Genomic DNA, 26,045 nt, shown 5'->3' on the forward strand with positions numbered 1-26,045 from the left:
GCTTTTCGATAGTGCTTTCTTGATGCAGGGCGGCCGAGGAACCGCCATTCGGAGGGAGATAAGTAAAGTGACGATCAAGACCGTTTTGCGCGCATCCGCCGCGCTGTCCGCGCTGGTTCTGACGACCGGCATCGCCCAGGCCCAGGACACCACCCGCGCCTGCCTGATCACCAAGACCGACATCAACCCCTTCTTCGTGAAGATGAAGGAGGGCGCGACCGCCAAGGCCAATGAGCTGGGGATCGAGCTGATGACCTTTGCCGGCCGCGTGGACGGCGATCACGAGACCCAGCAGCAGGCGGTGGAAAGCTGCATCGCGGCGGGCGTCTCGGGGATCCTGATCACCGCATCCGACACCAAGGCCATCGTCGATCCGCTGAGCCAGGCGCGCGACGCGGGCATCCTGGTCATCGCGCTGGACACGCCGCTGGACCCGATCGACGCGGCCGATGCGACCTTCGCCACCGACAACCGCGAGGCGGGCCGCCTGATCGGGGCCTGGGCCGCCGGCAAGATGGGCGATGCCGCGGCCGATGCGCGCATCGCGCTGCTGAACCTGTCGGCCAGCGCGCCCTCGGTCGACGTGCTGCGCAACCAGGGCTTCCTGGAGGGGTTCGGCATCGACGTGGGCAATCCCGACGTGATGGGTGACGAGACCGATCCCCGCATCGTCGGCGGCGACGTGACCTCGGGCAACGAGGAGGGCGGCCGCCAGGCGATGGAATCGCTGCTGCAGCGCGATCCGGGCATCAACCTGGTCTATACGATCAACGAACCCGCAGCGGCCGGCGCCTATGAGGCGCTGCGCTCCTTCGGGCGCGAGGGCGACGTGACCATCGTGTCGGTCGATGGCGGCTGCCCGGGCGTGCAGAACGTGGCCGAGGGCGTGATCGGCGCCACCTCGCAGCAATATCCGCTGCTGATGGCGTCGATGGGGATCGAGGCCATCGCCGCCTTTGCCGCCGACGGCACCCTGCCCGAGACCTCCGAGGGGCTGGAATTCACCAATACCGGGGTGAACCTGGTGACGGGCGATGCCGTGGACGGGGTCGAATCGATCAGCGTCGAGGAAGGCTTGGAGCGGTGCTGGGGCTGATCGCCCCCCACCTGTCCTGACATGACGGGCCGATGGCGGCAGGACCGCCATCGTGCCCCCTTTTGCCGGAGCGTGCGATGTCCGATACCCCCGATCCCGTGGTCGAGCGAAACCCTGCCGAGACGGTCGCCCAGTTCGACCGCCATCACCGCAGCGCGCTGGACCGGGTGCAGCATTTCCTGCACCAGTATCCCACCATGGTGCCGGTCATCGTGCTGGTCCTGTCGCTGATCGCCTTCGGGCTGATCTCTCCGAACTTCTTCTCGGCCTTCAACCTGTCGCTGATCCTGCAGCAGGTCGCGGTCGTGGGCACGCTGGCCGCGGCGCAGTCGCTGGTCATCCTGACCGCGGGGATCGACCTGTCGGTCGGCGCGGTGATGGTGCTGATCTCGGTCGTGATGGGACAGCTGGCGGTGAACATGGGCGTGCCCGTGCCCATCGCGATCCTGCTGGGCCTGGCCTGCGGGGCGGCCACCGGCGCGCTGAACGGGTTTCTGGTGACGCGGCTGAAGCTGCCGCCCTTCATCACCACATTGGGCACCTGGAACATCTTTCTGGCGCTGAACTATTATTTGTCGGGGCGCGAGACGATCCGCAGCCAGACCTTGGATGCCGAGGCGCCGCTGCTGAAATTCTTCGGCACCCGGTTCGAGATCGGCGGCGCGGTGCTGACCTATGGCGTCGTGCTGATGCTGGTCGTCTTTGCGGTGCTCTATTACGCGCTCTATTACACGGCCTGGGGGCGGCGGGTCTATGCGGTGGGCGACGACCCGGAATCGGCGGCGCTGGCCGGGATCCAGACCAAGCGCGTGCTGCTGTCGGTCTATCTGGTGGCGGGGGTGATCTGCGGGTTGGCGGCATGGTCGTCGATCGGCCGCGTGGGGTCGATCAGCCCGACATCCTTCTTCGAGGCGAACCTGGAATCCATCACCGCGGTGGTGATCGGGGGGATATCGCTGTTCGGCGGGCGCGGATCCATCATCGGGCCGCTGATCGGGGCGCTGATCGTGGGCGTCTTCAATTCGGGCCTGCGGCTGGCGGGGGTGGACGTGCTGTGGCAGCTGTTCGCGACCGGCTGGCTGATCATCTTTGCCGTGGCCATCGACCAATGGATCAGAAAGGTGTCGTCATGACCGAGCCGCTGCTTTCCGCCCGCAACCTGGTCAAGCGCTATGGCCGCGTGACCGCCATGGACCATGCGGATTTCGACCTCTATCCCGGCGAGATCCTGGCCGTGATCGGCGACAACGGCGCGGGCAAGTCCAGCCTGATCAAGGCCATATCCGGCGCGGTCAAGCCCGATGAGGGCGAGATCCGGCTGGATGGCAGGCCGGTCAGTTTCGACAGCCCGCTGGATGCCCGCAAGATGGGGATCGAGACGGTCTATCAGACGCTGGCCCTGTCGCCCGCCCTGTCGATTTCCGACAACATGTTCATGGGGCGCGAGATCCGCAAGCCCGGTTTCATGGGCAAGTGGCTGGGGATGCTGGACAAGAAGGCGATGGACGATTTCGCCCGCGCCAAGCTGACCGAGCTGGGGCTGATGACCATCCAGAACATCGGCCAGCCGGTCGAGACCCTGTCGGGCGGCCAGCGTCAGGGCGTGGCCGTTGCCCGGGCGGCGGCCTTCGGCAGCCGGGTCATCATCCTGGACGAGCCGACGGCGGCCTTGGGCGTCAAGGAGAGCCGGCGCGTCCTGGACCTGATCCTGGACGTGCGGTCGCGCGGCATTCCGATCGTGCTGATCAGCCACAACATGCCGCATGTCTTCGAGGTCGCGGACCGGATTCATATCCACCGGCTTGGCAAGCGTCTGTGCGTGATCAACCCCAAGGAGCATTCGATGTCGGATGCGGTGGCCTATATGACCGGGGCGCGGGTGCCCGAGGGCGTCGCCGCCTGATTTGCGTCCCGCGACGGCCGGGGGGCTGGCCGCCCCCCGGACCCCCCGCGCGCCGCGTCAGTCGTTCAGGCCGCGCATCAGGGCCCAAGCCAGGGCCGAGCAAAGCAGCGTCGCCGTGATCGCCGGGATCGCCGTCCCGTCATAGAGCAGCCCCACCGGCGCCGCGATCACCACCGCGGCGAGAGTCGAGATCGCCGCGACGATCGAGGCCGCCATCCCCGCGATATGGCCCATCCGCTGCAGCGCCAGCGCGTTCAGGTTGCCGAAGGTCACCCCAGCCATGAAGAACACGCTGACCGCCCAGAAGAAGAACAGCGGGAATTCCAGCCCCTGCGGCAGCACCCCCGTCAGGATCAGCATGAGCGCAATCCCCGACACGAAGGTCTGCATCACATAGGCCCATTTCGCGATCCGCCGCATGCCGAAGCGCATCACGAAGGTCGCGTTCAGCACCGTGCCCGACCCCGACAGCACGGCCATGGCCGCGAACCACAGGTGGAAATTCTCGCCCTTGCCATAGGTCTCGCCGAAGAGCTGCTGGGCCGAGGAGAGCAGGCCGAACATCTGCCCGAAGCCCAGGGTCAGGATCAGCGTGGCCAGCATCACCTGACGATCCGACAGCACCTCGCGCGCGGCGGCGTAGAGGGACGCGACGCGCAGGGGGCGGCGGTTCTCGGGGGGCAGGGTCTCGGCCTGGCGGATGTTCAGCCACAGCGCGCCGATCACCGCGAAGGCGATGAAGGCCAGGAAGACCCCGTGCCAGTCCGACAGCGCGATGATGCCTGCCCCGAGCGTGGGGGCGACCGCCGGGATCATGATGAAGATCATCATCACGAAGCTGGAGATGCGTGCCATCTCGCGCCCCTCATAGAGGTCGCGGACCAAGGCCAGGCCCACGATGCGCGGACCGGCCGCGCCCAGGCCCTGGACGAAGCGGGCGATCAGCAGGAATTCCAGCGTCTCGGCGTAGAGGGCGGCGATGGTGGCGGAGATATAGATGCCGAAGCCCAGGGTGATGGTGCGCTTGCGCCCCAAGGCATCCGAGAGCGGCCCGGCAAAGAGCGTGCCCAGACCCATGCCCGCCACGAAGCTGGTCAGGATCAGCTGGGCGCGGTTCACGTTGTCGGGCGTCAGGTCGGCGGCGATGTCGGGCAGCGCGGGCAGCATCGCGTCGATGGAAAAGGCGATGGTGGCGAAAAGGAACGCCAGCATCGCGATGAATTCCGGCAGGGGCAGGCGGCGCTGCGGGGCGGGGCCGGTAAAGGTCGCATCGGTCATGGGGATCACCATCAAGGTCTTGGCCCCCGAGATAGGCCGCCCTTGCATGATCTGCAAGTCAGGCCGGGGCGATCTCGTCGATGACCTGCAGCCACAAATCCGCGGGCTGGGCGCCGCTGATCGCATGGGCATCGGCCAGGATGAAGGTCGGCACCGATGTCACGCCGCGCTGGCGGGCATGGGATTCGCGGGCCTGCACCTCGTCGCGATCGGCATCCCCGGCCAGCAGGCGCGCGATCAGGTCGGGCTGCAGGCCCGCCGCGGCGGCGATCTGGGTCAGGGTGGCGGGATCGCCGATGTCGCGGGCCTCCTGCCAATGGGCGGCGAGCAGACCAGTCATCACAGCGTCCTGCACGCCCTCCAGCCCGGCCCAATGCATCAGGCGGTGGGCGTCCAGGGTGTTCGGCTCGCGCGGGCTGGGGTTCAGCGCGATCCCAAGCGCCAGGGCGTGGTCGGCCAGGATGCGCGCGGCATCATCGGCGCCCGCGCCCAGCCTGGCGCGCAGATGGGCGGCGCGGTCGCGGCCCTCGGGCGGGGTCGTGGGGTCCAGGCGGAACGGGTGCCAGGTGATCGCCAGCGGATGGGCGGGGCGGTCCGCCAGGGCTCGGTCCAGCTGGGCCTTGCCGATCAGGCACCACGGGCAGACGGGGTCGGCGAAGATGTCCAGGCGGATCGGGGCTGGGGTCATGGGCGGTCCTTGCGATGCGCCTCGCGCAGGGCGCGGCGATTGATCTTGCCGGTCGCGGTGCGGGGCAGGGCGTCCAGCCGAACCCATTCGCGCGGCTGCTTGTAGCGTGCCAGCGCCGCCCCCGCCAGCGCCCGCAGCCGGTCCTCCGGGGCGGGGCCGGTCCAGAAGGCGGCGATCACGCTGCTGCCCGGACCCACGGGCAGTTCGGTCACCGCCACGTCGCCGGCCTGGGGATCAGTGGACAGGACCTCCTCGATCTCGGGCGGGGCGACGCGGAAGCCGCCCGCATTCATCATGTCGTCGCCCCGACCCAGCAGGGTGACGGCCCCGTCCGCGCCGATCCGGGCCATGTCGCCGGTCACGAACCAGTCGCCGCGCAGGCAGGCCCCGGTCGCGGCGGGATCGTCCAGATAGCCCAGGAACAGCCCCGGATCGTCGCGCCGCACCGCCAGCAGGCCGGGGCTGTCCGGGGGCAGGGGCGCGCCCGCATCGTCCAGCACCGCGACATGGCGGCCGGGCTGGGGATAGCCCGCGCTGCCCGGCGGCGCGGGGCGGTCCGGGCTGCCCGAGACGAAGGTCGAGATCTCGGAGGCGCCCATCGCCTCGTGGATGTCGGTGCCGGTGCGGTCCTGCCAGGCGCGGCGCAGGCCGGGATCCAGACGCTCGCCCGCGGCCAGGGCGTGGCGCAGGCGGGGCAGGGCGGGCCAGTCGGCGCGCAGCAGGCGGCGAAAGATGCCCGGCGCCCCGGCCAGGATCGTCGCCCCGTGCCGCGCCGCCAGATGGGGGATGCGGTCGATCGGCGTGCCCTCGGCTGGGATCAGGGCGGTCGCGCCCATGGTCCAGGGATCCATCAGCCCGGTGCCCAGGGTGAAGGTCCAGTTGAACGCCCCCGCATGCAGCAGCCGGTCATCCGGGCGCAGGTCGTACCAGCCGCGCATCATCGCCTGCCGCGCCAGGATCGCGCGATGGGCATGCATGACCGCGCGCGGCTGGCCCGAACTGCCCGAGGTGAAGACGATATAGGCCAGCCGGTCGGGATCGCCCTGATGGAAATCCGCCGGGGGCAGGTCGGCAAAGCCTGCCAGCGCGGCCTCGGGCAGGACCGGGGCGGGGTGATCGGGCAGGGCCACGCCCGCCCCCGCCACGATCATCGCGGGGGCGATGCGGGCGGCCAGGCGGGTGATCTCGGGGGCGGTCAGCTGGGCCGAGGTCGGGACAGGCACGATCCCCGCCGCGATGGCGCCCAGATAGGCGATCGGAAAGCCGGGCCGGTTCCCGAGCCGCAGCAGCAGCCGGTCCCCCGGCACCAGCCCTGCGTCCAGCAGGCCCGTGGCCGTGCCGCGCACCGCGCGGGCCAGCGCGCCATGGGTCCAATCCTCGGACCCCGCATCGCCGATGACCGACAGGGCGGGATGGTCGGGCCGCCGCCCGCCCGCGCGCAGGACATGCTGGGCAAGGTTCATCATCGGCCCCTTCGGATGGCGGGCAAGAAAAAACGGCCCGCGCGAACGGGCCGTCCGGGTCATCCGCTGGCGCGGATCAGAGCAGTTTCAGATCGCCGGCCGAGGCGCGGCCGTCGCGGCCCGACTGCAGTTCATAGCCGATCTTCTGGTTGTCCTGCAGGCCCGTCAGCCCGGCGCGTTCCACGGCCGAGATATGCACGAAGACATCCTTGCCGCCGTCATCCGGTGCGATGAAGCCGAAGCCCTTGGTCGCGTTGAACCATTTTACCGTTCCGGTCGCCATAACCGTTCTCTCCTTCAAGTCATCCCGACGCAGGATTGCGCCAGGCCGTGCAGCCCGCTTTCGGTCTTCCGGCTGCCCAGAGAGGGAGCGGTAGAAAGTCCTTGCTCACGCCACCGAGAGGATGCCCGAATCGTTAAAAAAGGCAAGACTGATTCAACCTGCGCCTATTGCGTGCGCAGGTCGGGGGGCGTGGCCTCGGCGGTCAGTTCGGCGATGACCTGATCCAGGTCCAGGCTGCGGCTGCCTTGGGCGTCCAGGCGGCGCAGGGACACGCTGCGGGTCTCGACCTCCTTCATGCCGATGGCCATGATCGCGGGGACCTTGGCGACGGAATGCTCGCGCACCTTGTAGTTGATCTTTTCGTTGCGGATATCGGCCTCGGCCCGGATGCCGTGGGCGCGCAAAGCGGCCACGACCTCATGCACATAGGCGTCCGCATCCGAGACGATCGAGGCCACCACCACCTGGCGCGGCGCCAGCCAGAAGGGCAGCTTGCCGGCGCTGTTCTCGATCAGGATGCCGATGAAGCGCTCGAAGCTGCCCAGCACGGCGCGGTGCAGCATGACGGGGCGGTGCTTGTGGCCGTCCGCGCCGACATATTCCGCATCCAGACGTTCGGGCAGGTTGGGGTCCACCTGCAGCGTGCCGCATTGCCAATCGCGGCCGATCGCGTCGGTCAGCACGAATTCCAGCTTGGGGCCATAGAACGCGCCCTCGCCCGGAAAGACGGTGTAGTCGTGACCGGCGGCCTGGCAGGCATTGCCCAGGGCAGCCTCGGCGCGGTCCCAGCTCTCCTCGGAACCGATGCGCTTTTCGGGGCGCGTGGACAGCTTGATGCGCCAGCCCTCGAAGCCCAGATCGGCATAGATGCCGGCCAGGAAGTCGATGAACTTCTTGGTCTCGGCCTCGATCTGATCCTCGGTGCAGAAGATATGGGCGTCGTCCTGGGTGAAGCCGCGCACCCGCATGATGCCATGCAGCGCGCCCGAGGGCTCGTAGCGGTTGCAGGAGCCGAATTCGGCCATGCGCAGCGGCAGGTCGCGATAGGATTTCAGGCCGTGGTTGAAGATCTGCACGTGGCAGGGGCAGTTCATGGGTTTCAGGGCGTTGATCGTCTTGGTCCGGGCGTGATCCTCATCGACCTCGACGATGAACATGTTTTCCTGATAGTTCTCCCAATGCCCTGATTCCTCCCACAATTTGCGGCTGACGACCTGGGGGGTGTTGACCTCGACATAGCCGTCGGCGCGCTGCTTGCGGCGCATGTAGTCCTGCAGCGTGGTATAGATGTTCCAGCCGTTCGGGTGCCAGAAGATCTGGCCCGGCGCCTCCTCCTGCATGTGGAACAGGTCCATCTCGCGGCCCAGCTTGCGGTGGTCGCGCTTGGCGACCTCCTCCAGCATGGTCATGTGGGCCTTCAGCTCGTCGCGCGACCGGAAGGCCACGCCATAGATGCGCTGCAGCATGGGCCGCGTCGCGTCGCCCAGCCAATAGGCCCCGGCGATATGGGTCAGCTTGAAGGCATCGGCAGGCAGCTGTCCGGTCGATTGCAGATGCGGGCCGCGGCACAGGTCCTGCCAGTCGCCGTGCCAATACATGCGCAGGTCCTGACCCTCCGGGATGCGGTCGATCAGCTCCAGCTTGAAGGGCTCGTTCGCGGCCTTGTAATGGGCGATGGCGCGGTCGCGGTCCCAGACCTCGGTGCGGACCGGCTCGCGGGCGTTGATGATCTCGCGCATCTTGGCCTCGATGGCGCCCAGATCCTCGGGGGTGAAGGGCTCGGCGCGGTCGAAATCGTAGAACCAGCCGTAATCGCGGACCGGGCCGATGGTGACCTTCACGTCGGGCCAGATCGCCTGGACCGCGCGGGCCATGACATGGGCCATGTCATGACGGATCAGTTCCAGCGCCTGCGCCTCGTCCTTCATCGTGTGGATGGCGATGGCGCCGCTGGTCGTGATAGGCCAGGCCAGGTCGATATGCTGGCCATCCAGGCTGGCGGAAATGGCGCGTTTGGCGAGGCTGGGCGCGATGCTTTCCGCGACCTCGGCGGCGGTCACCCCGGCGGGGTATTCGCGCGCATTGCCATCGGGAAAGCTGAGGGAGATCTGGGACATATCGTCCTCCTCGTCGGTTTGGCGCCCACGGAACGCCCGGTTGCGGGTTATGGTCGGGCAGGCATGGACCTGTGGGCCGGAATAGTCAAGATTGGCCCCACGCAACCGGGATGGCAGCATGGCGCATGTGACGGATTTCGAGGAACAGCTGTTCGAGACCCTGGTCGACGACCCCGAAAGCGATGGCGGCCTGTCCGAGGCCCAGCACGAGGCCGAGCCGCGCAACTTCCTGCGCCATGTCGTGGCCTTGGCCGGGTCCAAGCTGGGCGACGGGCTGGTGGATGCGAAGCTGGTCCTGTCCTGGCTGCTGACGCATCTGGGCGCGGGGGCGGGGTTCATCGGCCTGCTGGTCCCCGTGCGCGAGGCCGGATCGCTGCTGCCGCAGCTGTTCACCGCGGGCGCCATCGGCGCGCTGCCGCAGCGCAAATGGGTCTGGGCCGTGGGCACGATGATCGAGGGCGCCTGCGCCCTGGGCATCGCCGCCGTCGCGCTGACGATGCAGGGCGCGGCCGCGGGCATCGCCATCATCGCCCTGCTGGCGGTGCTGGCCTTGGCGCGCTCGGCCTGTTCGGCATCCTACAAGGACGTGCTGGGCAAGACGGTGGGCAAGTCGCGGCGCGGGGCCGCGACCGGCTTTGCCAGCAGCGTCGGCGCGGCGGGGGTGATCGTCTTTGCGTTGGTCCTGCTGTGGCAGCCCTTCGACCGCGCCGCGCTGGTGATCGGGGCCTTGGCGCTGGCCGGGCTGGTCTGGATCGCCGCCGGGCTGGTCTTTTCGACCTTGGCCGAGGAAAGCCAGCCGCGCGAGGAGGTCCTGTCGATCCGCGACGCGCTGGCGCAGCTGGGGCTGATCCGGCGCGACGGGCAGCTGGCGCGGTTCATCGGGGCGCGCGCGCTGCTGGTCGGATCGGCCTTGGCGCCGCCCTATCTGCTGGTCCTGGCCGCCGCGGATGAGGGCGGCGACCGGGAGCTGGGGCTGCTGGTGCTGGCATCGGCGCTGGCCTCGCTGCTGTCCTCCTGGGTCTGGGGGCGGATGTCGGACCGTTCGGCGCGCCGGGTGCTGATCTGGTCGGGCGTGGCATCGGGCGTGGCCCTGGGCCTGGCGCTGGTGCTGCGGGCGATGGGGCTGGCATCGGCGCCGGGCGCGATCGCGGTGCTTCTGTTCGGGCTGATGATCGCCTATCACGGGGTGCGGCAGGGGCGGACGACCTATCTGGTGGACATGGCCCCGGCCGATCAGCGCGCGGCCTATACGGCCGTGTCGAACCTGGTCGTGGGGATCGTGCTGCTGGTGGCGGGGGCGGCCTCGGCGGCGCTGGCGGTGATCGGGGCGGCCTGGGCGGTGGGGGCCTTCGCGGTCGCATCCGTCCTGGGCGCCATGGTGGCATATCAACTGGACGAGGTCAGCGGATGACGCAGTTTCTGGACACGCGGTCGGGGCGGCGCATCGCCCATGACCGCATTCAGGGCCAAGGGCCCGGCGTGGTGTTTCTGGGCGGGTTCCGGTCCGACATGCAGGGCTCCAAGGCGCTGCATCTGCGCGATTGGGCCGTGGCGCGGGGGCGGGCCTTTCTGCGGCTGGATTATTCCGGCCATGGCGAAAGCGGCGGCCTGTTCGAGGAGGGCTGCATCGGCGACTGGACCGAGGATGCCGCCTCCGCGCTGGAGGCGCTGACCGACGGGCCGCAGGTGCTGGTCGGGTCGTCGATGGGCGGCTGGATCGGGCTGCTGCTGGCGCGGGCCATGCCGCATCGGGTGGCGGCATTAATCACCATCGCGGCGGCCCCGGATTTCACCGAGCGGGGCTTCTGGGCGGGCTTCGACGCGGCGCAGCGTCAGGCGCTGATCCGCGACGGCCGCGTGGCCCTGCCGAGCGAATACGGCGATCCGCTGGTCCTGACGCGCCGCCTGATCGAGGATGGGCGCGACCATCTGGTCATGGACGCGCCGCTGCGCCTGCCCTTCCCCGTGCGCATGCTGCAGGGCACGGCGGATGCGGATGTGCCGATGTCCTGGCCGATGGACCTGCTGGATCATGTCGAGGGGGATGACGTGCGGTTGACCTTGGTCAAGGGCGCGGATCACCGCTTTTCCACGCCCGACTGTCTGGACCTGTTGACCGGGACGATCGAGGCGCTGCCCCTGTGACCGTCCCGGCCGCGCCGGTCAGAAGCGCAGCGAATAATGCTCGCCCATGTCGGGCTTGTCGCCGGTGATCTTGGATTTGGCGATCTGATACATGAAGGACAGGCTGCCGCCGGTGGCCCAGACCTCGGCCTCGGTCAGGTCGAAGCGCAGCAGCTGGACATCGGGGTCCTGCTTGCCGTCCTCGAACCAGCTGGAGGCGACGGCGTTCCACAGCTCGTCCAGCTTGGCGCGGTCCTCGGACAGGGACAGGGTGCCGTGGATGCGGGTATAGAGGCCTTGGCCGCCATCGCTGACCACATGGATGGCGGGCTTGCCGCCGGGGGTCAGGCTGCTGGCCAGATCGGTGCCCCTGGCGGTGATGAACCACAGCGCCCCGGCATCGCGGTCGGAATAATGCGACATGGGCACCAGGCGCGGGTCTTCGGTCAGGCCCAGCATCCCGCTGTTGCTGTCATCGATGCGTTTCCAGAACGTGTCGGCATGGTCGGTCATGGTCGGGGTCCTTTCAGGCCGCGTCATGCGGCGGTCGGAACCCTAACGAGGGGGTGGCGCGACAGGTTCCTGCCGCGCCGATCCGTCACACGGCCACGTTGTCCACATTGGCGGGATCGTTCACCCCGCAATCGGCCGCCGCCCCCCCGGCCTTGCGCCGCCGCTTGGGCTTGACGCTGTCGGGCAGGGCCGCGTTCTCGTCGATGAAATCCAGGACCAGCGGGCGGATGTTCAGGCGCCAGGACTTGCCGGCAAAGATGCCGTAATGGCCGGCATTGGGTTCCAGATGCTGCTGCTTGCGGTTATCCGGCACGCCGGTGCACAGGTCCAGCGCCGCCACGCATTGCCCCGGGGCCGAGATGTCGTCATTCGCCCCCTCGACCGTCATGACGGCGACATCGGTGATCTTGCCGATATCGACGCGGCGGCCATCCACCTCGAACACGTTGCGCGCGATCTCCAGGTTCTTGAAGATCCGCTCGACCGTCGAAAGGTAGAATTCCGCCGTCATGTCCATGACCGCCAGGTATTCGTCATAGAACTTGTTGTGCTTGTCGCCCTCGCTGGCGGTGCCGCGGGCCTCGGCGAAGACCTGGTCGATGAAGGCCTTGCTGTGGGTCTGCATGTTCATCGTGATGAACGAGGTCAGCTGCGCCAGCCCCGGATAGACCATCCGCCCCGCGCCGCGATACTTGAAGCCGACGGACTGGATGGCCAGGTGCTCCAGCTCGCCCATGGTGATGCGGTTGCCGAAATCGGTGACCTCGGTCGCGGCGGCGTCGGGATCGACCGGGCCGCCGATCAGCGTCAGGGTGCGGGGCTGGGCCTTGGGATCGTCCTCGGCCAGCATGGCGGTCGCGGCCAAGGCCAGCGGCGCGGGCTGGCAGACGGCGATCACGTTCACCTCCGGGCCCAGATGGCGGATGAAGTCCATCAGATAGCGGGTGTAATCCTCGACGTCGAACTTGCCCTCGCTGACGGGAATGTCGCGGGCATTGTGCCAATCGGTGACGTAGAGCTCGCAATCGGGCAGCAGCGAGGTCACGGTCGATCGCATCAGCGTCGCGTAATGCCCCGACATGGGAGCGACCAGCAGGACCTTGCGCGGCAGGGGTTCGCGGCGGGCGACCCGGAAATGGATCAGGTCGCCGAAGGCGCGGCGCATGACGGGTTCGACATAGACGACGTGGTCCTGCCCCTCCTCGCCCGCGATGGGGGGGATTTCCCAATCCGGCTTGATCACCATGCGCGCGAAACTGCGTTCCGTGACGCGGCCCCATGCGCTGAGCATCTTGAAGGCCGGATGCGGGATCAGCGAGAAGGCCGGATAGGACCCCATCGCCCGGGCCGTCGCGCCCAGCCATTCATTCGTGTTCCTGATCGTTTCCATCGCATCATAGGACACGATGCCCCGAATACCCTTGACCGACATGTCACCACCTTTGCTGCATCGCGGCATCGTCCATGCGCGGGTGACTTGGCCAGAACGGCGGAGAAAAGCCGGGGTTTACGCCTTGCCTGACCTGCGCATATCATCAGCAGCAGTGATAGGGGGGAATGCAGATCATGGCAAGGCAGCCGGGGCCGACGCGTAAAAACGTTACCAAAACGCGTGCGAAATCCGCAACAAGCGCAAAGCCCGCGCCCGAGGAGGCATCCGCCGAAAAGACGGCCGCCAAGCCCGCAGCGGCCAAACCGGCCCCGAAACAGGCGGCCAAACCCGCCCCCCGGCGCCGCACAGCGACCGCCAAACCCGCTGAAAAGCCCGCCGATCCGCCCGCGGCCGAGGAGGTGCCCGTCGCGCCCGCCCCCCAGCCCCTGGCGCAGCGCATGGCCCGCAACATCGAACGGATCGAGGCCTTGGGCCACCGCCTGATGAACGCCATGTCCGAACGCAGCACCCCCAATCCCGGCGTCGAGGGGCCGGGGCCGGACCTCTATCTGACCGCCGCCAATGCCTTCATGAAGACGCTGGCCGAACAGCCCTCGCGCATGATCGAGACGCAGGTGGCCTTCTGGGGCGAGACGCTGAGCAACTATGTCCGCGCGCAGAAGGCGCTGGCCTCGGGCCAGCTGACCGCGCCCGAGGATGACAGCCCCCCCGACAAGCGTTTCGCCAACCCGCTGTGGCAGAGCCACCCCTTCTTCAACCTGATCAAGAAGCAGTATCTGACCAATGCCCGCGCCCTGCAGGAGGCCAGCGACAGCCTGGAGCTGCCCGACGAGGTCGCGCGCCGCCGCGTGAACTGGCTGACCGCCCAGGTCATCGACATGATGGCCCCCACGAATTTCCTGGCCACCAATCCCGACGCGCTGGAAAAGGCCGTCGAGACCGAGGGCGAAAGCCTGGTCCGCGGGCTGGAGAACCTGGTCCGCGACGTGGAAAGCCACGGGGGCGAGATGATCGTGTCCCTGGCCGATCGCCGCGCCTTCACCGTGGGCGAGAATATCGGCACCGCGCCGGGCACCGTCGTCTATCGCGCCCCCCTGTTCGAGCTGATCCAGTATGCGCCCACGACCGAACAGACCCATTCCCTGCCGCTGATCGTCTTTCCGCCCTGGATCAACAAGTTCTACATCCTGGACCTGAAGCCTCAGAACAGTTTGATCCGCTGGCTGGTCGATCAGGGCCAGACGCTGTTCGTGGTCAGCTGGAAGAACCCCGATGCCAGCTTTGCCCAGACCGGGATCGAGGATTACGTCGCCGCCTATCAGGACGCGATGGACCAGGTGCTGGCGCTGACCGGCCAGTCCCGACTGAACGCCCTGGGCTATTGCATCGCGGGCACGACCCTGTCGCTGACCCTGGCCCTGCTGAAGCAGCGCGGCGACCGGCGGGTGAATTCGGCCACGCTCTTCACCACGCTGACCGATTTCTCGGACCAGGGGGAATTCACCAGCTTTCTGCAGGATGATTTCGTCGGCGGCATCCATGCCGAGATCCAGCGCCACGGCATGCTGCGCGCCCAGCTGATGTCGCGCACCATGAGCTTTCTGCGCGCCAATGACCTGGTCTGGGGCCCGGCCATCCGCAGCTACATGATGGGGGAATCGCCGCCGGCCTTCGACCTGCTCTATTGGAACGGCGACAGCACGAACCTGCCCGGTCGCATGGCGATCGAATATCTGCGCGGGCTGTGCCAGCGCAACGAATTCGCGGGCGAGGGATTCGAGCTGGCGGGCCACAAGCTGCACCTGTCGGACGTGACCGTGCCGCTCTGCGCCGTGGCCTGCGAGGGCGATCACATCGCGCCCTGGAAGGATTGTTGGCGCGGCGTGGCGCAGATGGGATCCTCGGACAAGACCTTCATCCTGTCGCAATCGGGCCATGTGGCGGGCATCGTGAACCCACCCAACCGCAAGAAATACGGCCATTACGTCAGCGATCACGACTTTTCCGCCGGCCATCAGGCCTGGCGCGACGCGGCCGGCTTTCACGAGGGCAGCTGGTGGCCGCGTTGGGGCGAATGGCTGGCCGACAAGGGCGGCCCGATGGTCCCCGCCCGTCAGCCCGGCGAGGGGTTGGAGCCCGCCCCCGGACGCTATGTCCATGAACGCGCGGGGTGAATCCTCGCGCGTCGGACGCCGCAAAAACATGCTGCGCCGCAGCAAATAAACCTTGAAATGCTGCGGCGCAGCATCCATATTCCCTGCATGGAATGGATAGCAGCGGCCCGTTCCCCAAGTCTCTCGGTCGCTGCACTGTTAGGAGTGAACGACATGGCAAAGACGCCCGACTATACCAAGACGATGCAGGACATGATGGCCAACTTCCCGATCGACACCAGCTCGATGCAGGAAGCGATGAAGTCGCAGAGCATGCTGGGCGAGCGTCTGGCCCGCGTCGCGCTGAGCGCCGCCGAGCGTTCGACCGAGATCTCGGCCCAGTGGGCCAAGGATTCGCTGGCCCGCATGGGTGAATTCGCCGCCGCCAAGAACGAGCCGGCCGAATACGCCAAGGCCATGAGCGATTTCGCCTCGGCCTCGGCCGAAGTGGCCGCCGAGCACATGGCCGCCTATGCCGAAGTCGCCAAGAAGGTCCAGATGGACACGGTCGATCTGATGCTGACCGCCGGCAAGGACATGGCCGCCGACGCCCAGAAGGTCGCCGAAAAGGCCACCCGCGAGACCCAGGCCGCTGCCAAGAAAGCCACGGCTGCCGCCGAGAAGTGATCGACCGATCACGACAATGCTGAAGAAGGGGCGGGTCATCCGCCCCTTTTTTTGCATTGGCGCCAAGGGGTTTTTCCTTTGCCTTTTGCAGGTGCAGCTTTCATCATGGGCAAAAGACACGCAAGGACCCGACGATGGCCGCACATGCCGCGCCGCTGCTGATCAAGCGCTATGCCAGCCGCAGGCTCTACAACACGGAAACCAGCGATTACGTGACGCTCGAGGATATCGCGACCTTCATCCGCGCGGGCCGCGAGGTGAAGATCATCGACCTGAAATCGGGCGACGACCTGACGCGCCAGTATCTGCTGCAGATCATCGCCGAGCATGAGAGCCGGGGCGAAAGCGTCCTGCCCCTGGACGTGCTGACCGACCTGGTGCGCAGCTATACGACCAGCGCGCAGTCGGTCGTGCCGCAATTCCTGGCCGCCAGCTTCGAGATGCTGCGCGAGGGCCAGTCCAAGATGATGGAGAACATGGCCAGCATGCCCAATCCCATGGCCAGCATGCCGGGATTCGACGCGCTGCAGCGCCAGCAGCAGCTGTTCCTCAAGGCGATGATGGGCGGCTGGCGCGGCGGCAGCGGTCCCCAGCCCGAAGACGAGGGCACAGCGCCCCCGTCCGCCCAGGCCCCTGCCGCCTCCGACGGCCCCCGTGACATGGAGGAGATCCGCCGCCAGCTGGCCGAGCTGCAAAAGCGTGTCTCGAAGCTGTGACAACCGGCTTGCACCGCCCGCGATCACCGGCTAGACCGCCCCTACGGAGCGGTGGCCGAGTGGTCGAAGGCGCACGCCTGGAAAGTGTGTAGGCGGGGAACCGTCTCGAGGGTTCGAATCCCTCTCGCTCCGCCATTTCCCTTTTCCAAGTTTATGATCTTACGGTTGTTTTTTCTGTGAACCGGCTGCGGGGTAGCGACAGGGGTAGCATTGCATCTTTCCGAGCGCCTGATCCGTCGCCACTCCAGATCGGTATCCGGGCCAGCTAGTGAACGCCGGGGTCAGGATGATCGTTCTGATCGGCGGCGTCCAGTTCCACCGTGATGCCCTCCTTTTTCAACCGTGACTGCACAAACTCTCTGAGCCGGTCCATCGACAGCAGGCGAGGCACGCCGTCCCGCGTCAGGAAGGCCGCGACGGTGATCCCGGGGTGTCTTGCCGACAGCGCCTCGATCCGCTCCAGGGTCCGGGCGCCGGGGGTCGCCAGCGCGCCGAGGCATTGTGGTGTCAGGACGAGCACGATGTCCGTTTGCGTGGCCACAGAGGGACCGGACCCCACGAAGTCCTTCCAGAGCGCAGCTGCCCGCTGGCGCAGGGAGGGGTCCTCGGCAAGGCAGACCGGCCTGCATCCGCGCAGCCTTGCGGCCATGTGAGCACGCAGCGCCTCCGCGGTTCCGGCAAGCGGCGTTGCGGGGCCGCCGGGGCGTGGCCTCGGCCATGCCATGTCCTCGGGGCCGCTGATCCAGCGCTTCGCCTGTGCCCATGCCCGCGCAAAGCTCCGCGCCATGGGCGCCGGGGTGGGGCCGCGCCGCTGCAGGAGAACGATGTCCGGGTGGATGCGGACCGCGCTGCCGTCCTCGAAGCCGATCCTGACGGAGTGGTCGCCGCGACGGATGGCCGGGCGGGCTGCCAGGCCCAGTCCCCGGCAGATGCGCCGCGCGAGCAGGAGCAGGTCTAGGGCGCGCCTTCCTCTGCGAACAGGTCGTCGCCGAGCGCGGTGATCGCCTGGTCCAGCGCGCTCTGGCCGCGGATCAGGCGCTGCTGCGTCGCCTCCATCGTCTGAAGCCGCAAGCTGAGGGTCCGCACCTCCTGCTGCAGGTCGCGCTGCGCCGAGACCAGGGCTGCCGTGTCCCGCGCGGCCCCCTGGACGGACACGAGGATCTGGCGCAGGGCTTCCGCCAGCTGCCGGCCCAGTTCCTCCTGATCCTGCGGGCGATGCAACAGGTCCAGAAGCGCGGTCAGCGGGAGGACCGCCTCGTAGGTCTCGCCGGAGAGGTGCCGGATCTCCTGCTGACGGTCCACGAGCAGGCGCAGGGCCTGCATGATCTCGGGGCTCGTCGCGACCCGCGACGGCTGTTCGGTGGTTTCGGTCATATTTGATCCCTTCATAGATGTCCTTCAGTTCCGCATCGGCCGAGGCCAGGGCCGCCACCAGATGACGCCGGTCTATGAGGCCCCGTAGGCGGCGGGACCGCCTCGCATGATCCAGGATCGACAGCAGGTTGAACCGGTCCAGCTCATCGCTGAGTGCGCGGCCGGGAACCTGCGTCTGCCCCAGCCTGAACGTGATCACGCGGTGATCGTCCTTCATGACCTCCTCCACCCGCACCGGGGAGCCGGAGGCCACGAGGGCCGCCTGCAATCCGGGCAGGCTCGTCGGCTGCCACCGGATCAGGGCGGTGCCGATGTCCGAGGCCATCCGGCGCCGATCCGCGCTGCGCAGGCGGCGCGACGGGCAGAACACCGCGAGGCGCGGCCCTGCCGCCGGCCGGTGATAGCGCGGCGGGGTGAGGCCGAGATGGCGGCAGAGGCGGACATGAACCTCATCGCACCGCCGCTGCAGATCGGGCAGGCCGAGCGGGCGGCCCGCGAAGGTCGCGGCCATCAGCATCATGTGCAGGTGATCGCAGGTCGTGTCGCGGTGCCGGAACGCGAGCCAGGGGATGCGGCGCGGCGGCAGGCCCAACCCGCCGATCGCCATTTGCGCCATCTCCGCCCAGGCTGGGCGCTCCGCGATCATCCCGTCCGGCAGCGAGAGCGTCACATGGAGGACGTTCTTCGCATGGCGCGACGGGCGCGGCATGCGCTGCGCGTGATGGAGCGTCGGGCCGAGGCCAAGCCAGGGGATGGTGCCGCCGATCGGTTCGGGCGGGCGCAGGGCGCCGGGCTTGTCGGTCTGGGTCAGGTAGCCCAGCACGGTCGCGACGGAGTCGTGGAAGGACACGTGCGGCCTCAATCCAGCCCCCTGCGGTTCAGGTCCCGCAGGATCCGGCGGATCAGCGCCGCGCCCTCGGAGACAAGGCGGGCGAGATCGTTGCCGGCCGCATCACCGCCCGCAGGCTCCGCATGCGCGATGTCGTTCAGCACGAGGCCGAGCCGGCCCAGTTCCTCGGTCAGCCGGTCGGCCCGACCTGCGCGGCCGGCCAGCAGGCAGTCGCGCAGATAATCCGCGCGGCTGGCCGCGCCCCGCACGCGCATGTCGGCGAGGACCGCGTCCGCCTCGTCGGGCGTCAGCCGAACCTCGAAGCGGAGGGTGCTCACAGATCCTCCATGGCCAACTCACCCGTCGGATCGAAAGCGTGATCATCGTAGGCCACGTGCGTCAGCTGCCGGATGAAGCGGACGACTTCGTCCTCGACCCACCGGATCGAGCCGGGGCCGAGGCGACGCGGCTGCGGGAAGGCGGGATCAGAGCGCAACCAGCGATCGACGGAGGCCTCGCTGGCGGCCAGGCGGCGGCAAAGCTCGTGCTTGGTGATCAGCCTGACATCGGCTGCGGGGTGCTTCTTCTGCATCGTCTCTCCTGTGACGTATTCCTGGTTCAATTCCGGTTGACAGTCTTTCCGTCGGGCCGCAGAGGTGATGCTGTTCAGGCCATCCATCCGCGGCTCCTCCCGGAGATCGCGTGGTCAACCCTATCCCGCCGCGACCTCTCCATTTTAGGTCGCGCCCGCGAAACCGCCCATCCTGCCGCCGAACTTGATTGTGGATAACGGTGCGGGGCCAGCAAATGCTGGGGAAAAAGGGGCGATTTCCGGCACGGCCTTTTAGGTTCTTGAACGGGCCAGAGCCTCTGGCCTGCCCGGGCTGCGGTGATCTTGGTCGATAAAGGCCCTCCAGACCTCCTGCACGGGGCTGGCAAAGGGGCCGATCACCCGGTTCAGCCACCGGTGCGACGCCGAAAGGATGCGATATTCTTTGTCCCATGCCTGGCGGTTGTCCTGGCGCGCGCGGGTCAAAACCCCGTCGCGGAACCGGAAAGAAACCGGGTATGATTGACTGACCCGTTTCATCGCTCGGCGCCCCCGGCATGTTCGGGCGGCGGATGACGGTCCGCATCAATCCCGACGACGGGCGCCAGAGCCAATGCCAAGTCTGCTTCCCCCAGGAACCCGCGGATCTCGAGATCCCGTGCCAGGCTTTCCAGCAGCGGCCGGTATTGCCTCAGCACCTCAAGCGCCAGCGCGAGGGCCTTGTCGAGATCGCGCTGCATCTGCTGCCGCAGGACGGGTGGCAGCGACAGCAGCGTCGTTGTGGGCGGCGGCGCACCGACGGAGAGATGACCCATGCTGCCAAGGCCCAGGCTGATCTCGCATTGCATCACCAGTCGCGTGGCCTGGTGCAGATCGCTGTCCTCGGTGCCGCCTGCGCCGCCGCTGGCCGTGCCGAGCAGGAGGATCTCGGCCGAGCGCCCCGCGAGATGCCCGGCGCAGCGCCGCTGCAGTAGCTCCCGTGTCGAGTCGGAGTCGAACCAACGCATGCGCGTCTCGCCGCCATTAGGGCCAAGCCGCAGGGCCTTGACCTGCCCGAGGCCGAGCGCGGTCATCACGACCGCATGGCCGGCCTCGTGGATCGCCGCCCGGCGGCGCATGTCGGCGGGAAGGGCCAGATGGTCCGGCACGAGGGCGGCGCGCAGATCCTCGGTCGTCAGCGGGCGCTTCTGCCGCCGCGCGGCGGCGCGGGCCGCCCGGACAGCGGCGGCGCAATCGGCGCCCGAGAGGCCGAGGGCCATCTGCCCGAGCATGGCGAGGTCCGCCTCCGGCAGGTCAGGCCCGAGATGCTGGCGCAGGATGGTGGCCAGCGCTTCGGCATCCGGCAGGCGGAGCGTAACCCGCTGATCGAAACGACCGGCCCGCAAGACCGCCGGGTCGATCACCCCAGGGTGGTTGCAGGCGGCGACGATGACGACCCCCACCCGGTCGTCAATTCCGTCGAGCTGCTCGAGCAGGGCGGTGATCACCTTGGTGTCGTAGCTCTGGTGTTGCGTGATGCCCCCTCCCGTCCGTGACCCGAAGGCGTCAAGCTCATCGAGGAACAGGATCGACGGCGCCTGATCGGCCGCTGCGGCGAAGCTGGCGCGCATCCCCTTGATGAGGTCGCCGAGATGGCCCCGGGACTGCCATTGCGCATAGCTGGCACTTTCCAGATGAATACCGGGTTCGCGCGCCATGGCCCTGGCCAGCTCGGTTTTGCCGCAGCCGGGCGGGCCCACGACAAGCAGGCCGCGATGCACCGCGTCCCAGGGCAACTCGCCTGCATGCCAGGCGCGCAGATCCTCGACGATCCCGAGAGCCACGTCGCGGGCGGCACCGAGACCGGCAAGCTCGGCCAGACGAATGCCGGGCTGCGTCCGTCCCTCCGGCAGGTCCATGCCGGTCGCGCCCGCCTTCAGGTCCTGCTGTCGGGGTCGCGCTGCGGACGTGCCCGTCGTGTGCCGCAGAACCCGCACCGCCTCCTCGACGCTTTTGCTGCGCAGGGACAGCATCAGCGGCAGCATCGGCATCACGGCCAGCTGATCGTCCGGCGGAAGCTGCTCGCGCAAAGCGGCAGGGTCGGCCTGCGGCCAGGTCAGCGCGAGAAGCTCGGCCACGATCTCGCGATCCATCCGGCGGAAAAGCCAGAGCGGCAGCTCCGCCCCTTCGAGGGCCTTGGCCGCGGCCAGGCTCTCGGGCAGCAGCAGCACAACCGGCACATCGAACGTCAGGGCCGTTTCGAGAATCCTCGTCAGACCTTCCTGGGCATAACCGTTATAGGTCGGTGCAGGCTCGACGACCGCGACCGCGCCGGGACGCCGGCGCTCGTGCGCGCTCCGGGCGATCCGCCAGCCCGGCGGAAGCAAGAGGGGCAAAAGCCGACGCGCATCCGTGAGCCGATCATCGGGCAGACCAATGATCGCGACGATCGCACCCCGCTGCAGTTCTGCCCGCAGCCGATCTCCGCTGCCGATCGTGGCAGCGAGGCAGAGGATCATCATCTGGTCACGCGGTGACGTGAACGAGACGGCGGCGTCTCCGGGCAGCCGGGGCAGGACTTCATCCGCAGCGTCATGCTCTTCCAGCAGCGTGGCACGCTCCGCATCGCTGCGCGCCTCCATCTCGCGGGCACGGTTCAGGATGTCGGCGGCGTATGCGCGCCAGGCGGGGCGGGACGGCGCAGCCGTCCCCGTGTCAGGCTTGGTCATCGGGACCTCCGGAGGACTTGGATGGGGGGCGTGGTCGGCGCTTCCGGTCAACCTGCTTTGGCAGAGCCGCCCGAGCGCTTGCGGCGCTGCCGGTTCCTTGCGCGGCGGGCGTCCTGCCGCGCACTGCGCCGGGCGAGCTTCGCCCCGCGCTTTGCCAGCGATCTGACCCGCAGCTCGATGTCGTCGAGCAGCGCCATGATCTCCGGCTCGATGCTGGCGCAGTAGAGTTCCGAGAGAACACGAACCTCGCCCTCGAACTCTGCCCGATCGAGAACGGCATCGGGAAAGTGCCTGCGCAGGGTCACGTGCAGCCGCTTCTCGTAGCAGATTGCCTGGTGACCTGTTGGCACCGGGATCACCCGGAGCAGTTCGGCATTCTGTTCGAGATCCGTGACGAGCTGATAACGCAGCCTCGAGGCAGGGTTGCGAGAAAATCCCGCTTTGATGGCGATCCGGCCGCTGCGCAGGATGAAGCGCATCAGGTAGATGAAGCTGGGATCGTTCGTCCACGTGTCGCTGCAGGCGTGGCAGGTGAAACGGCCCGTCTGCATGTTCACGATCGCAACCCGCTGCGTGTGCCCGCATTCGTGACGATACAGCCGATAGTTTCGATCACCCTTGGGATCAGGGTCCAGCAGCGTCCAGCCGCGGCCGCGCGCTTCGGATTCGAGTCGCGCCTCGAGGCATTCGTCGCAGCGGATTTCCGTCTGCCCGGATCTGACGCGCTCAAGGAACTCCTGCTGTCGGCTCGTCTCGTGCCCGCAGCGCAGCCGGATCCGGAAGTCGTGCGATCCGTTCGCCTCGATGAAGGTGACGCCAGCATCGAAACACAGGCGCTTGCGCCGGTCCTCAAGGCAATGCGGGCAGCGCGGCGTGCCTGTGCGCAGGACGAAGACCTTGGAGACCATGCGGCCGCCGCATGCGCAGCAACGCAAGAGGAGATGGTTCTTGTCGATCACGCGTGCGACGATCTCATAGCCCGTCTCGTCGGCCCGATCGTGCCAATGGTCCGGGATGTCCCGGTCATAGATCGGATGGTCGTCCTCGCCGCCGGGGTCGGTCGCGTCAAAATCGTCAAAGGACATGTGTGGTCCTCCCGTTCGGGTTTGCGAAATGGAAAAGGACAGCCGGGCAGCGCGCCGCGCCTTGGCGATGGACGCCAAGGCGTCAGGCAGCACGGCATGCAGCCCGCGCGGGCGCGGGGGATCAGCCTGGGCTGTCAGCGGTCAGGGAAGGTATCAGGCCGCGAGCGGCTCGGCTTCGAGCGCGGCACCCTCGGTGCGAGAGCGGGACAGCCGCGCCATCAGGGCGATGCGGCGCTCTGCTGCAACGAGCATCTTGCGGACCTCAGCGACCGCAGGCCCGTTGCCCGACACGACGAAGAACGGTGCGAGATCGCGCTTCAGCTTCTCGTAGTGGGTGAAGGCCGAGGCGCGGTCCTCGCGCACCAGCGTCGCCACCAGCAACGTCATCCGGCGCAGAGGCACATCGAGAGGGTCAGCCGGGGTGGCTTCGGTCATGGCGAGCAATGCGTCATGAAAGCCCGGCAGGGCCTCCTCGACCCGGGCCTGGGCCCGCCCGTGACGGGGATCGGTGGGCCCGGTCCATGCCAGGATACGCTCGGCGGTGATGTGCTCGCCCCAGGCGTTCAGCAGGGCAATGAACTGCCGACCGTAGGGAGTAACCGCCCAGATAGGCGCTTTCGCCGCGCAGGGCGCGGTGCTAGAGGTCTCGGTAGCCATGTCAGTCTCCACACAGATTGGCAGGTTAGGGCCTTGGCGGGGAGGTGAGATGCCCTGCCGAGGCCTGCCCGGCATGTGCCGCAGCATGAGGTGAGTCTGACGGCCGCGAATCACCGTGTCAACAGGTCATCTGAGATAACATTTTCGTTACTGATTGAGCGATCTTCCCTCATCGACGCGATCTGCTGTGCCCTTCCTCCCGTCGAGACGGATGCCCCGACCTTCGAGCCCGACTGGAAATCCGGTAAGAGAATTGCCCGACCGGCGCCCCGCGCGATGACCGCCACGGCCCGACATTCAATGGCTGAAATCCTCTAAGCAACTGATTTTGAATTAATAATTCTATTCGCCCCCGGTGTATCGGCCGTTACGCTGGCGTTACGCTCTTCGATACGCTCAAGCTATTGAAGTTAAAGAAATAAATGTATTGTGTAACAGCGTAACATATATACATACATACCCGCCTACACATACGCGCATGCATACGCACATACGGGCACATAAATACATTCTCCCCCGGCGTTACAGGCGTTACGCCGTTACAGCATTGAATTAAGACAGCTATTTCGTAACAGCGCCCGTTACCCCCGTTACGCTGGCACTATCCACAATGTTGAGATCCGGGCGGGTTTCGCGTTTCACGCCGAGCGGCTAATCTCTCCAGGACGGCAGATCGCTGGACTTTGACGGGTGCATGGCAGGTTGATCGCGCTGGTCAGCGCCAGGGCGAGATTGAAAGAACGGGAGGCGGGATATGGGTTTTCAGGAGGAGGTCTTTGCCACGAGCGCGACCCTGCGGCGGCCGACTTCCTGCGCCCGCCGCCCTATTGGTCAGTTCAGTCCCGTGCTGCTCCACCTGCCCACCATCGGGGTTGGCGAGGCCCTCGGGCCTAGCGCTGTGTGGGGCGAAGGGCACTGGGCCGCGATCCGCCATTTGGGGCGCAAGACCTCCAACGCCAGCCGCTCCGATGCCCTGGCATCTGATGCGACGCCCAGCTCTACGCGCAAGACCGGCTCCAGCGCACGCCTCCGGTTCGAGATCGCAGGAATCGCTCGCCCGAGCCTCGATCAGCTCCACGAGCCAGCGCCTGGAACGAGCAGAGGCGCCGGAGGCAGTCCGGACACCCGTCAGCGGGTCGCCACCTTGGCAGGCTGGGTGAGATTGTCAGCATCCGCCTGCCGCCGCCGGGGCCGGAATGCCAAGCCGGTGGCGCTCGATCTCTCCGGAGCCGACTGCAACCGTCGCGAGGCATTCATCGCAGGCGGGAGCACGTCGCCAACCGCGTGGGCTATCCCTCACCCGCCCGCCGCGATCGCCAGCCCGTCGGCAACGGCCGTGAAGACCTCGCTGGTCTCGTGCTGCGCTTCCGGGAACAGCCCGTGCATGGCGCGGGACACCGTCGCCATCAGGCTGGAGCCTCCGACATGGATCACCGTCTCCACCTGCGCGGCGTCCAGATCGGCCAGACGCAGCGTCTCGCGGGCGCCCTCGGCCAGTGCCTCGGCATGGCGGCCGAGGCTCTCGGCCAGGGCCTCGGCCGAAAGCGGCACGGCGAGGTCCGCCTCCAGCGGGTCCAGCAGGATCGACGCCGCATCGCCCGCATTGGCGGCGATCTTGCCCCGCTCGACGGCGAAGCTCAGATCGTGGCCCAGCTCGTCCTGGAGCGCGCGCGCCAGGCGCGCCAGCTTCTCGGGCTCATGGGCCAGGCGCAGCATCTCGGCCACCATCCGGCGGTTCTGCGGCGTGTAGAGGAACGGGATCTTCTCCCATGTGGCCAGGTCGTTGAAGATCGCGTTCGGCACCGGCGAGGCGCCCGGCCCCATCACCTTGCGCAATTCGCTGCCCTTGCCCAGAAGCGGCATCACCCGGTCGATGCTGATCGCGCGGTCGAAATCCGTGCCGCCGATGCGGACGCCGTGATTGGCGAGGATCTCGACCCCGCCATGACCCGCGCGGAACAGCGAGAAATCCGACGTGCCGCCGCCGACATCGACGATGAGGCCGACCGAACCCGGCCGCAGCGCGCCGCTGGCGATGGCGGCGGCCTCGGGCTCGGGCATGAAGGCGACCTCGCGGAACCCCGCAGCCAGATAGCAGGCGCGCATCCCCGCCTCGGCCTCGGCCCGCGCCTTCACCTCGGCCAGGAAACGGGCGATGATGTCGACGAAGGTGACGCGCTCGTTCAGGATCTGGCGGCGCTCATGCATGAGCGAGGTGCCCAGCACCCGCTTAAGCGCCCCTCGGCGCCCTCCAGCAGCGCCTGGTTGGCGGGCTCGCCGATCAGCATGCGGCGGCTGTCCTGGTCGAAGAAGAAGGTGGTCGGCATGGTCGCCCGCCCCGGCGCCAGCGGGACCAGATGCGGCCGCCCGTCGCGCAGATAGCCGGCGGCCGTGTTCGACGTGCCGAAATCGATCCCGAGCCCGGGGGCCTCTTGCGCCATGCTCTCGCTTCCTCTGAACGGTAGGGCCGGGGTGAGTAGAGGGCGCG

General features: G+C 67.8%; 22 protein-coding genes, 1 tRNA gene and 2 pseudogenes. 9 read left to right on the forward strand and 16 right to left on the reverse strand.

Translation table 11 applies throughout. The annotated features are described in order from the left end of the window. The first annotated feature begins 22 nt into the window (after positions 1-22). From JHW48_RS05710 to JHW48_RS05720, 3 genes are all read left to right on the forward strand, one after another. Positions 23-1,096 (forward strand): sugar ABC transporter substrate-binding protein, encoded by a 1,074-nt coding sequence (locus JHW48_RS05710; protein WP_119887161.1) that lies wholly within the window; start codon positions 23-25, stop codon positions 1,094-1,096. A gap of 77 nt (positions 1,097-1,173) precedes the next feature. After that, the gene (locus JHW48_RS05715) at positions 1,174-2,229 is read left to right on the forward strand and encodes an ABC transporter permease (RefSeq protein ID WP_119887160.1); all 1,056 of its coding nucleotides are present in this window, start codon (positions 1,174-1,176) and stop codon (positions 2,227-2,229) included. Then, on the forward strand, positions 2,226-2,999 hold the full coding sequence (locus JHW48_RS05720) for an ATP-binding cassette domain-containing protein (protein WP_205961957.1): 774 nt from the start codon (positions 2,226-2,228) through the stop codon (positions 2,997-2,999). Before JHW48_RS05715 ends, JHW48_RS05720 begins: the two co-directional genes overlap by 4 nt. Before the next feature lie 57 nt (positions 3,000-3,056). On the opposite strand, the gene JHW48_RS05725 is transcribed toward JHW48_RS05720, so the two are convergent. The 5 genes from JHW48_RS05725 to thrS form a co-directional block, all read right to left on the reverse strand. Continuing rightward, a complete protein-coding gene (locus JHW48_RS05725) occupies positions 3,057-4,277 on the reverse strand; it encodes a multidrug effflux MFS transporter (RefSeq protein ID WP_240637851.1) in 1,221 nt (406 codons plus the stop codon). Between the two features lie 58 nt (positions 4,278-4,335). Continuing rightward, positions 4,336-4,965, reverse strand: a complete 630-nt coding sequence (locus tag JHW48_RS05730) for a DsbA family oxidoreductase (protein ID WP_119886297.1) — start codon at positions 4,963-4,965, stop codon at positions 4,336-4,338. Beyond that, complete coding sequence (locus JHW48_RS05735; protein WP_119886298.1) at positions 4,962-6,428, reverse strand: class I adenylate-forming enzyme family protein; 1,467 nt, start codon at positions 6,426-6,428, stop codon at positions 4,962-4,964. Before JHW48_RS05735 ends, JHW48_RS05730 begins: the two co-directional genes overlap by 4 nt. 76 nt (positions 6,429-6,504) lie before the next feature. After that, positions 6,505-6,711, reverse strand: coding sequence for a cold-shock protein (locus JHW48_RS05740; protein WP_119886299.1), 207 nt, complete (start codon positions 6,709-6,711; stop codon positions 6,505-6,507). A gap of 164 nt (positions 6,712-6,875) precedes the next feature. Further along, positions 6,876-8,828 carry a threonine--tRNA ligase gene (gene thrS / locus JHW48_RS05745; RefSeq protein ID WP_119886300.1) on the reverse strand — a complete coding sequence of 651 codons (1,953 nt, stop codon included), beginning with the start codon at positions 8,826-8,828 and terminating at the stop codon, positions 6,876-6,878. Positions 8,829-8,946: 118 nt separating this feature from the next. Between thrS and JHW48_RS05750 the strand changes: the two genes are divergently transcribed. After that, positions 8,947-10,239 (forward strand): MFS transporter, encoded by a 1,293-nt coding sequence (locus JHW48_RS05750; RefSeq protein WP_119886301.1) that lies wholly within the window; start codon positions 8,947-8,949, stop codon positions 10,237-10,239. Further along, a complete protein-coding gene (locus JHW48_RS05755) occupies positions 10,236-10,973 on the forward strand; it encodes an alpha/beta hydrolase (protein WP_119886302.1) in 738 nt (245 codons plus the stop codon). Before JHW48_RS05750 ends, JHW48_RS05755 begins: the two co-directional genes overlap by 4 nt. Before the next feature lie 18 nt (positions 10,974-10,991). Here the strand turns inward: JHW48_RS05755 and JHW48_RS05760 are convergent, their stop codons facing one another. After that, positions 10,992-11,465, reverse strand: coding sequence for a pyridoxamine 5'-phosphate oxidase family protein (locus tag JHW48_RS05760; protein WP_119886303.1), 474 nt, complete (start codon positions 11,463-11,465; stop codon positions 10,992-10,994). A gap of 85 nt (positions 11,466-11,550) precedes the next feature. Next, positions 11,551-12,882 carry a polyhydroxyalkanoate depolymerase gene (gene phaZ, locus JHW48_RS05765; protein WP_119886316.1) on the reverse strand — a complete coding sequence of 444 codons (1,332 nt, stop codon included), beginning with the start codon at positions 12,880-12,882 and terminating at the stop codon, positions 11,551-11,553. 149 nt (positions 12,883-13,031) lie between these two features. On the opposite strand from phaZ, the gene phaC reads away from it, so the two are divergent. From phaC to JHW48_RS05785, 4 genes are all read left to right on the forward strand, one after another. Continuing rightward, on the forward strand, positions 13,032-15,032 hold the full coding sequence (gene phaC, locus JHW48_RS05770) for a class I poly(R)-hydroxyalkanoic acid synthase (RefSeq protein WP_119886317.1): 2,001 nt from the start codon (positions 13,032-13,034) through the stop codon (positions 15,030-15,032). Positions 15,033-15,185: 153 nt separating this feature from the next. Beyond that, a complete protein-coding gene (locus tag JHW48_RS05775; RefSeq protein ID WP_119886304.1) occupies positions 15,186-15,638 on the forward strand; it encodes a Phasin in 453 nt (150 codons plus the stop codon). 134 nt (positions 15,639-15,772) lie between these two features. Continuing rightward, complete coding sequence (gene phaR / locus JHW48_RS05780) at positions 15,773-16,354, forward strand: polyhydroxyalkanoate synthesis repressor PhaR (protein ID WP_119886305.1); 582 nt, start codon at positions 15,773-15,775, stop codon at positions 16,352-16,354. A 45-nt stretch (positions 16,355-16,399) separates the two neighbouring features. After that, positions 16,400-16,489 (forward strand) — tRNA-Ser (locus tag JHW48_RS05785). 130 nt (positions 16,490-16,619) lie between these two features. On the opposite strand, the gene JHW48_RS05790 is transcribed toward JHW48_RS05785, so the two are convergent. The 9 genes and pseudogenes from JHW48_RS05790 to JHW48_RS05825 form a co-directional block, all read right to left on the reverse strand. After that, complete coding sequence (locus JHW48_RS05790) at positions 16,620-17,003, reverse strand: hypothetical protein (protein WP_119886306.1); 384 nt, start codon at positions 17,001-17,003, stop codon at positions 16,620-16,622. A gap of 305 nt (positions 17,004-17,308) precedes the next feature. Further along, positions 17,309-17,728, reverse strand: coding sequence for a hypothetical protein (locus JHW48_RS05795; protein WP_119886307.1), 420 nt, complete (start codon positions 17,726-17,728; stop codon positions 17,309-17,311). Positions 17,729-18,155: 427 nt separating this feature from the next. Further along, positions 18,156-18,437: pseudogene (locus tag JHW48_RS18650) on the reverse strand (relaxase/mobilization nuclease domain-containing protein); the annotation flags it as partial. Between the two features lie 149 nt (positions 18,438-18,586). Further along, positions 18,587-18,895 carry a hypothetical protein gene (locus JHW48_RS05800; protein WP_119886308.1) on the reverse strand — a complete coding sequence of 103 codons (309 nt, stop codon included), beginning with the start codon at positions 18,893-18,895 and terminating at the stop codon, positions 18,587-18,589. Beyond that, the gene (locus tag JHW48_RS05805; protein WP_119886309.1) at positions 18,892-19,236 is read right to left on the reverse strand and encodes a helix-turn-helix transcriptional regulator; all 345 of its coding nucleotides are present in this window, start codon (positions 19,234-19,236) and stop codon (positions 18,892-18,894) included. The genes JHW48_RS05800 and JHW48_RS05805 overlap by 4 nt, the downstream gene beginning before the upstream one ends. 407 nt (positions 19,237-19,643) lie before the next feature. Beyond that, entirely contained in the window at positions 19,644-21,815 is a 2,172-nt protein-coding gene (locus JHW48_RS05810) for an AAA family ATPase (protein WP_170152296.1), read from the reverse strand. Positions 21,816-21,862: 47 nt separating this feature from the next. Continuing rightward, positions 21,863-22,900 carry a GIY-YIG nuclease family protein gene (locus JHW48_RS05815; protein WP_170152297.1) on the reverse strand — a complete coding sequence of 346 codons (1,038 nt, stop codon included), beginning with the start codon at positions 22,898-22,900 and terminating at the stop codon, positions 21,863-21,865. Positions 22,901-23,053: 153 nt separating this feature from the next. Next, on the reverse strand, positions 23,054-23,557 hold the full coding sequence (locus JHW48_RS05820) for a hypothetical protein (RefSeq protein WP_119886311.1): 504 nt from the start codon (positions 23,555-23,557) through the stop codon (positions 23,054-23,056). A gap of 1,296 nt (positions 23,558-24,853) precedes the next feature. After that, a pseudogene (locus JHW48_RS05825) lies at positions 24,854-25,998 on the reverse strand (Hsp70 family protein). Positions 25,999-26,045 lie beyond the last annotated feature (47 nt).

Source organism: Paracoccus aestuarii (genome assembly GCF_028553885.1).
Taxonomy (GTDB): Bacteria; Pseudomonadota; Alphaproteobacteria; order Rhodobacterales; family Rhodobacteraceae; genus Paracoccus; species Paracoccus aestuarii.

Excerpts from the sequence above, each read along its gene's own strand:
- JHW48_RS05815 (WP_170152297.1), bottom strand. The coding sequence starts at position 22,900 with ATGTCCTTTGACGATTTTGACGCGACCGACCCCGGCGGCGAGGACGAC.
- phaC (WP_119886317.1), top strand. The coding sequence starts at position 13,032 with ATGGCAAGGCAGCCGGGGCCGACGCGTAAAAACGTTACCAAAACGCGT.
- JHW48_RS05755 (WP_119886302.1), top strand. The coding sequence starts at position 10,236 with ATGACGCAGTTTCTGGACACGCGGTCGGGGCGGCGCATCGCCCATGAC.
- phaR (WP_119886305.1), top strand. The coding sequence starts at position 15,773 with ATGGCCGCACATGCCGCGCCGCTGCTGATCAAGCGCTATGCCAGCCGC.
- JHW48_RS05725 (WP_240637851.1), bottom strand. The coding sequence starts at position 4,277 with ATGACCGATGCGACCTTTACCGGCCCCGCCCCGCAGCGCCGCCTGCCC.
- JHW48_RS05820 (WP_119886311.1), bottom strand. The coding sequence starts at position 23,557 with ATGGCTACCGAGACCTCTAGCACCGCGCCCTGCGCGGCGAAAGCGCCT.
- JHW48_RS05730 (WP_119886297.1), bottom strand. The coding sequence starts at position 4,965 with ATGACCCCAGCCCCGATCCGCCTGGACATCTTCGCCGACCCCGTCTGC.
- thrS (WP_119886300.1), bottom strand. The coding sequence starts at position 8,828 with ATGTCCCAGATCTCCCTCAGCTTTCCCGATGGCAATGCGCGCGAATAC.
- JHW48_RS05740 (WP_119886299.1), bottom strand. The coding sequence starts at position 6,711 with ATGGCGACCGGAACGGTAAAATGGTTCAACGCGACCAAGGGCTTCGGC.
- JHW48_RS05790 (WP_119886306.1), bottom strand. The coding sequence starts at position 17,003 with ATGGCCGCAAGGCTGCGCGGATGCAGGCCGGTCTGCCTTGCCGAGGAC.
- JHW48_RS05750 (WP_119886301.1), top strand. The coding sequence starts at position 8,947 with ATGGCGCATGTGACGGATTTCGAGGAACAGCTGTTCGAGACCCTGGTC.
- JHW48_RS05710 (WP_119887161.1), top strand. The coding sequence starts at position 23 with ATGCAGGGCGGCCGAGGAACCGCCATTCGGAGGGAGATAAGTAAAGTG.
- JHW48_RS05715 (WP_119887160.1), top strand. The coding sequence starts at position 1,174 with ATGTCCGATACCCCCGATCCCGTGGTCGAGCGAAACCCTGCCGAGACG.
- JHW48_RS05735 (WP_119886298.1), bottom strand. The coding sequence starts at position 6,428 with ATGAACCTTGCCCAGCATGTCCTGCGCGCGGGCGGGCGGCGGCCCGAC.
- JHW48_RS05720 (WP_205961957.1), top strand. The coding sequence starts at position 2,226 with ATGACCGAGCCGCTGCTTTCCGCCCGCAACCTGGTCAAGCGCTATGGC.
- JHW48_RS05810 (WP_170152296.1), bottom strand. The coding sequence starts at position 21,815 with ATGACCAAGCCTGACACGGGGACGGCTGCGCCGTCCCGCCCCGCCTGG.
- JHW48_RS05775 (WP_119886304.1), top strand. The coding sequence starts at position 15,186 with ATGGCAAAGACGCCCGACTATACCAAGACGATGCAGGACATGATGGCC.
- JHW48_RS05795 (WP_119886307.1), bottom strand. The coding sequence starts at position 17,728 with ATGACCGAAACCACCGAACAGCCGTCGCGGGTCGCGACGAGCCCCGAG.
- JHW48_RS05805 (WP_119886309.1), bottom strand. The coding sequence starts at position 19,236 with ATGGATGGCCTGAACAGCATCACCTCTGCGGCCCGACGGAAAGACTGT.
- JHW48_RS05760 (WP_119886303.1), bottom strand. The coding sequence starts at position 11,465 with ATGACCGACCATGCCGACACGTTCTGGAAACGCATCGATGACAGCAAC.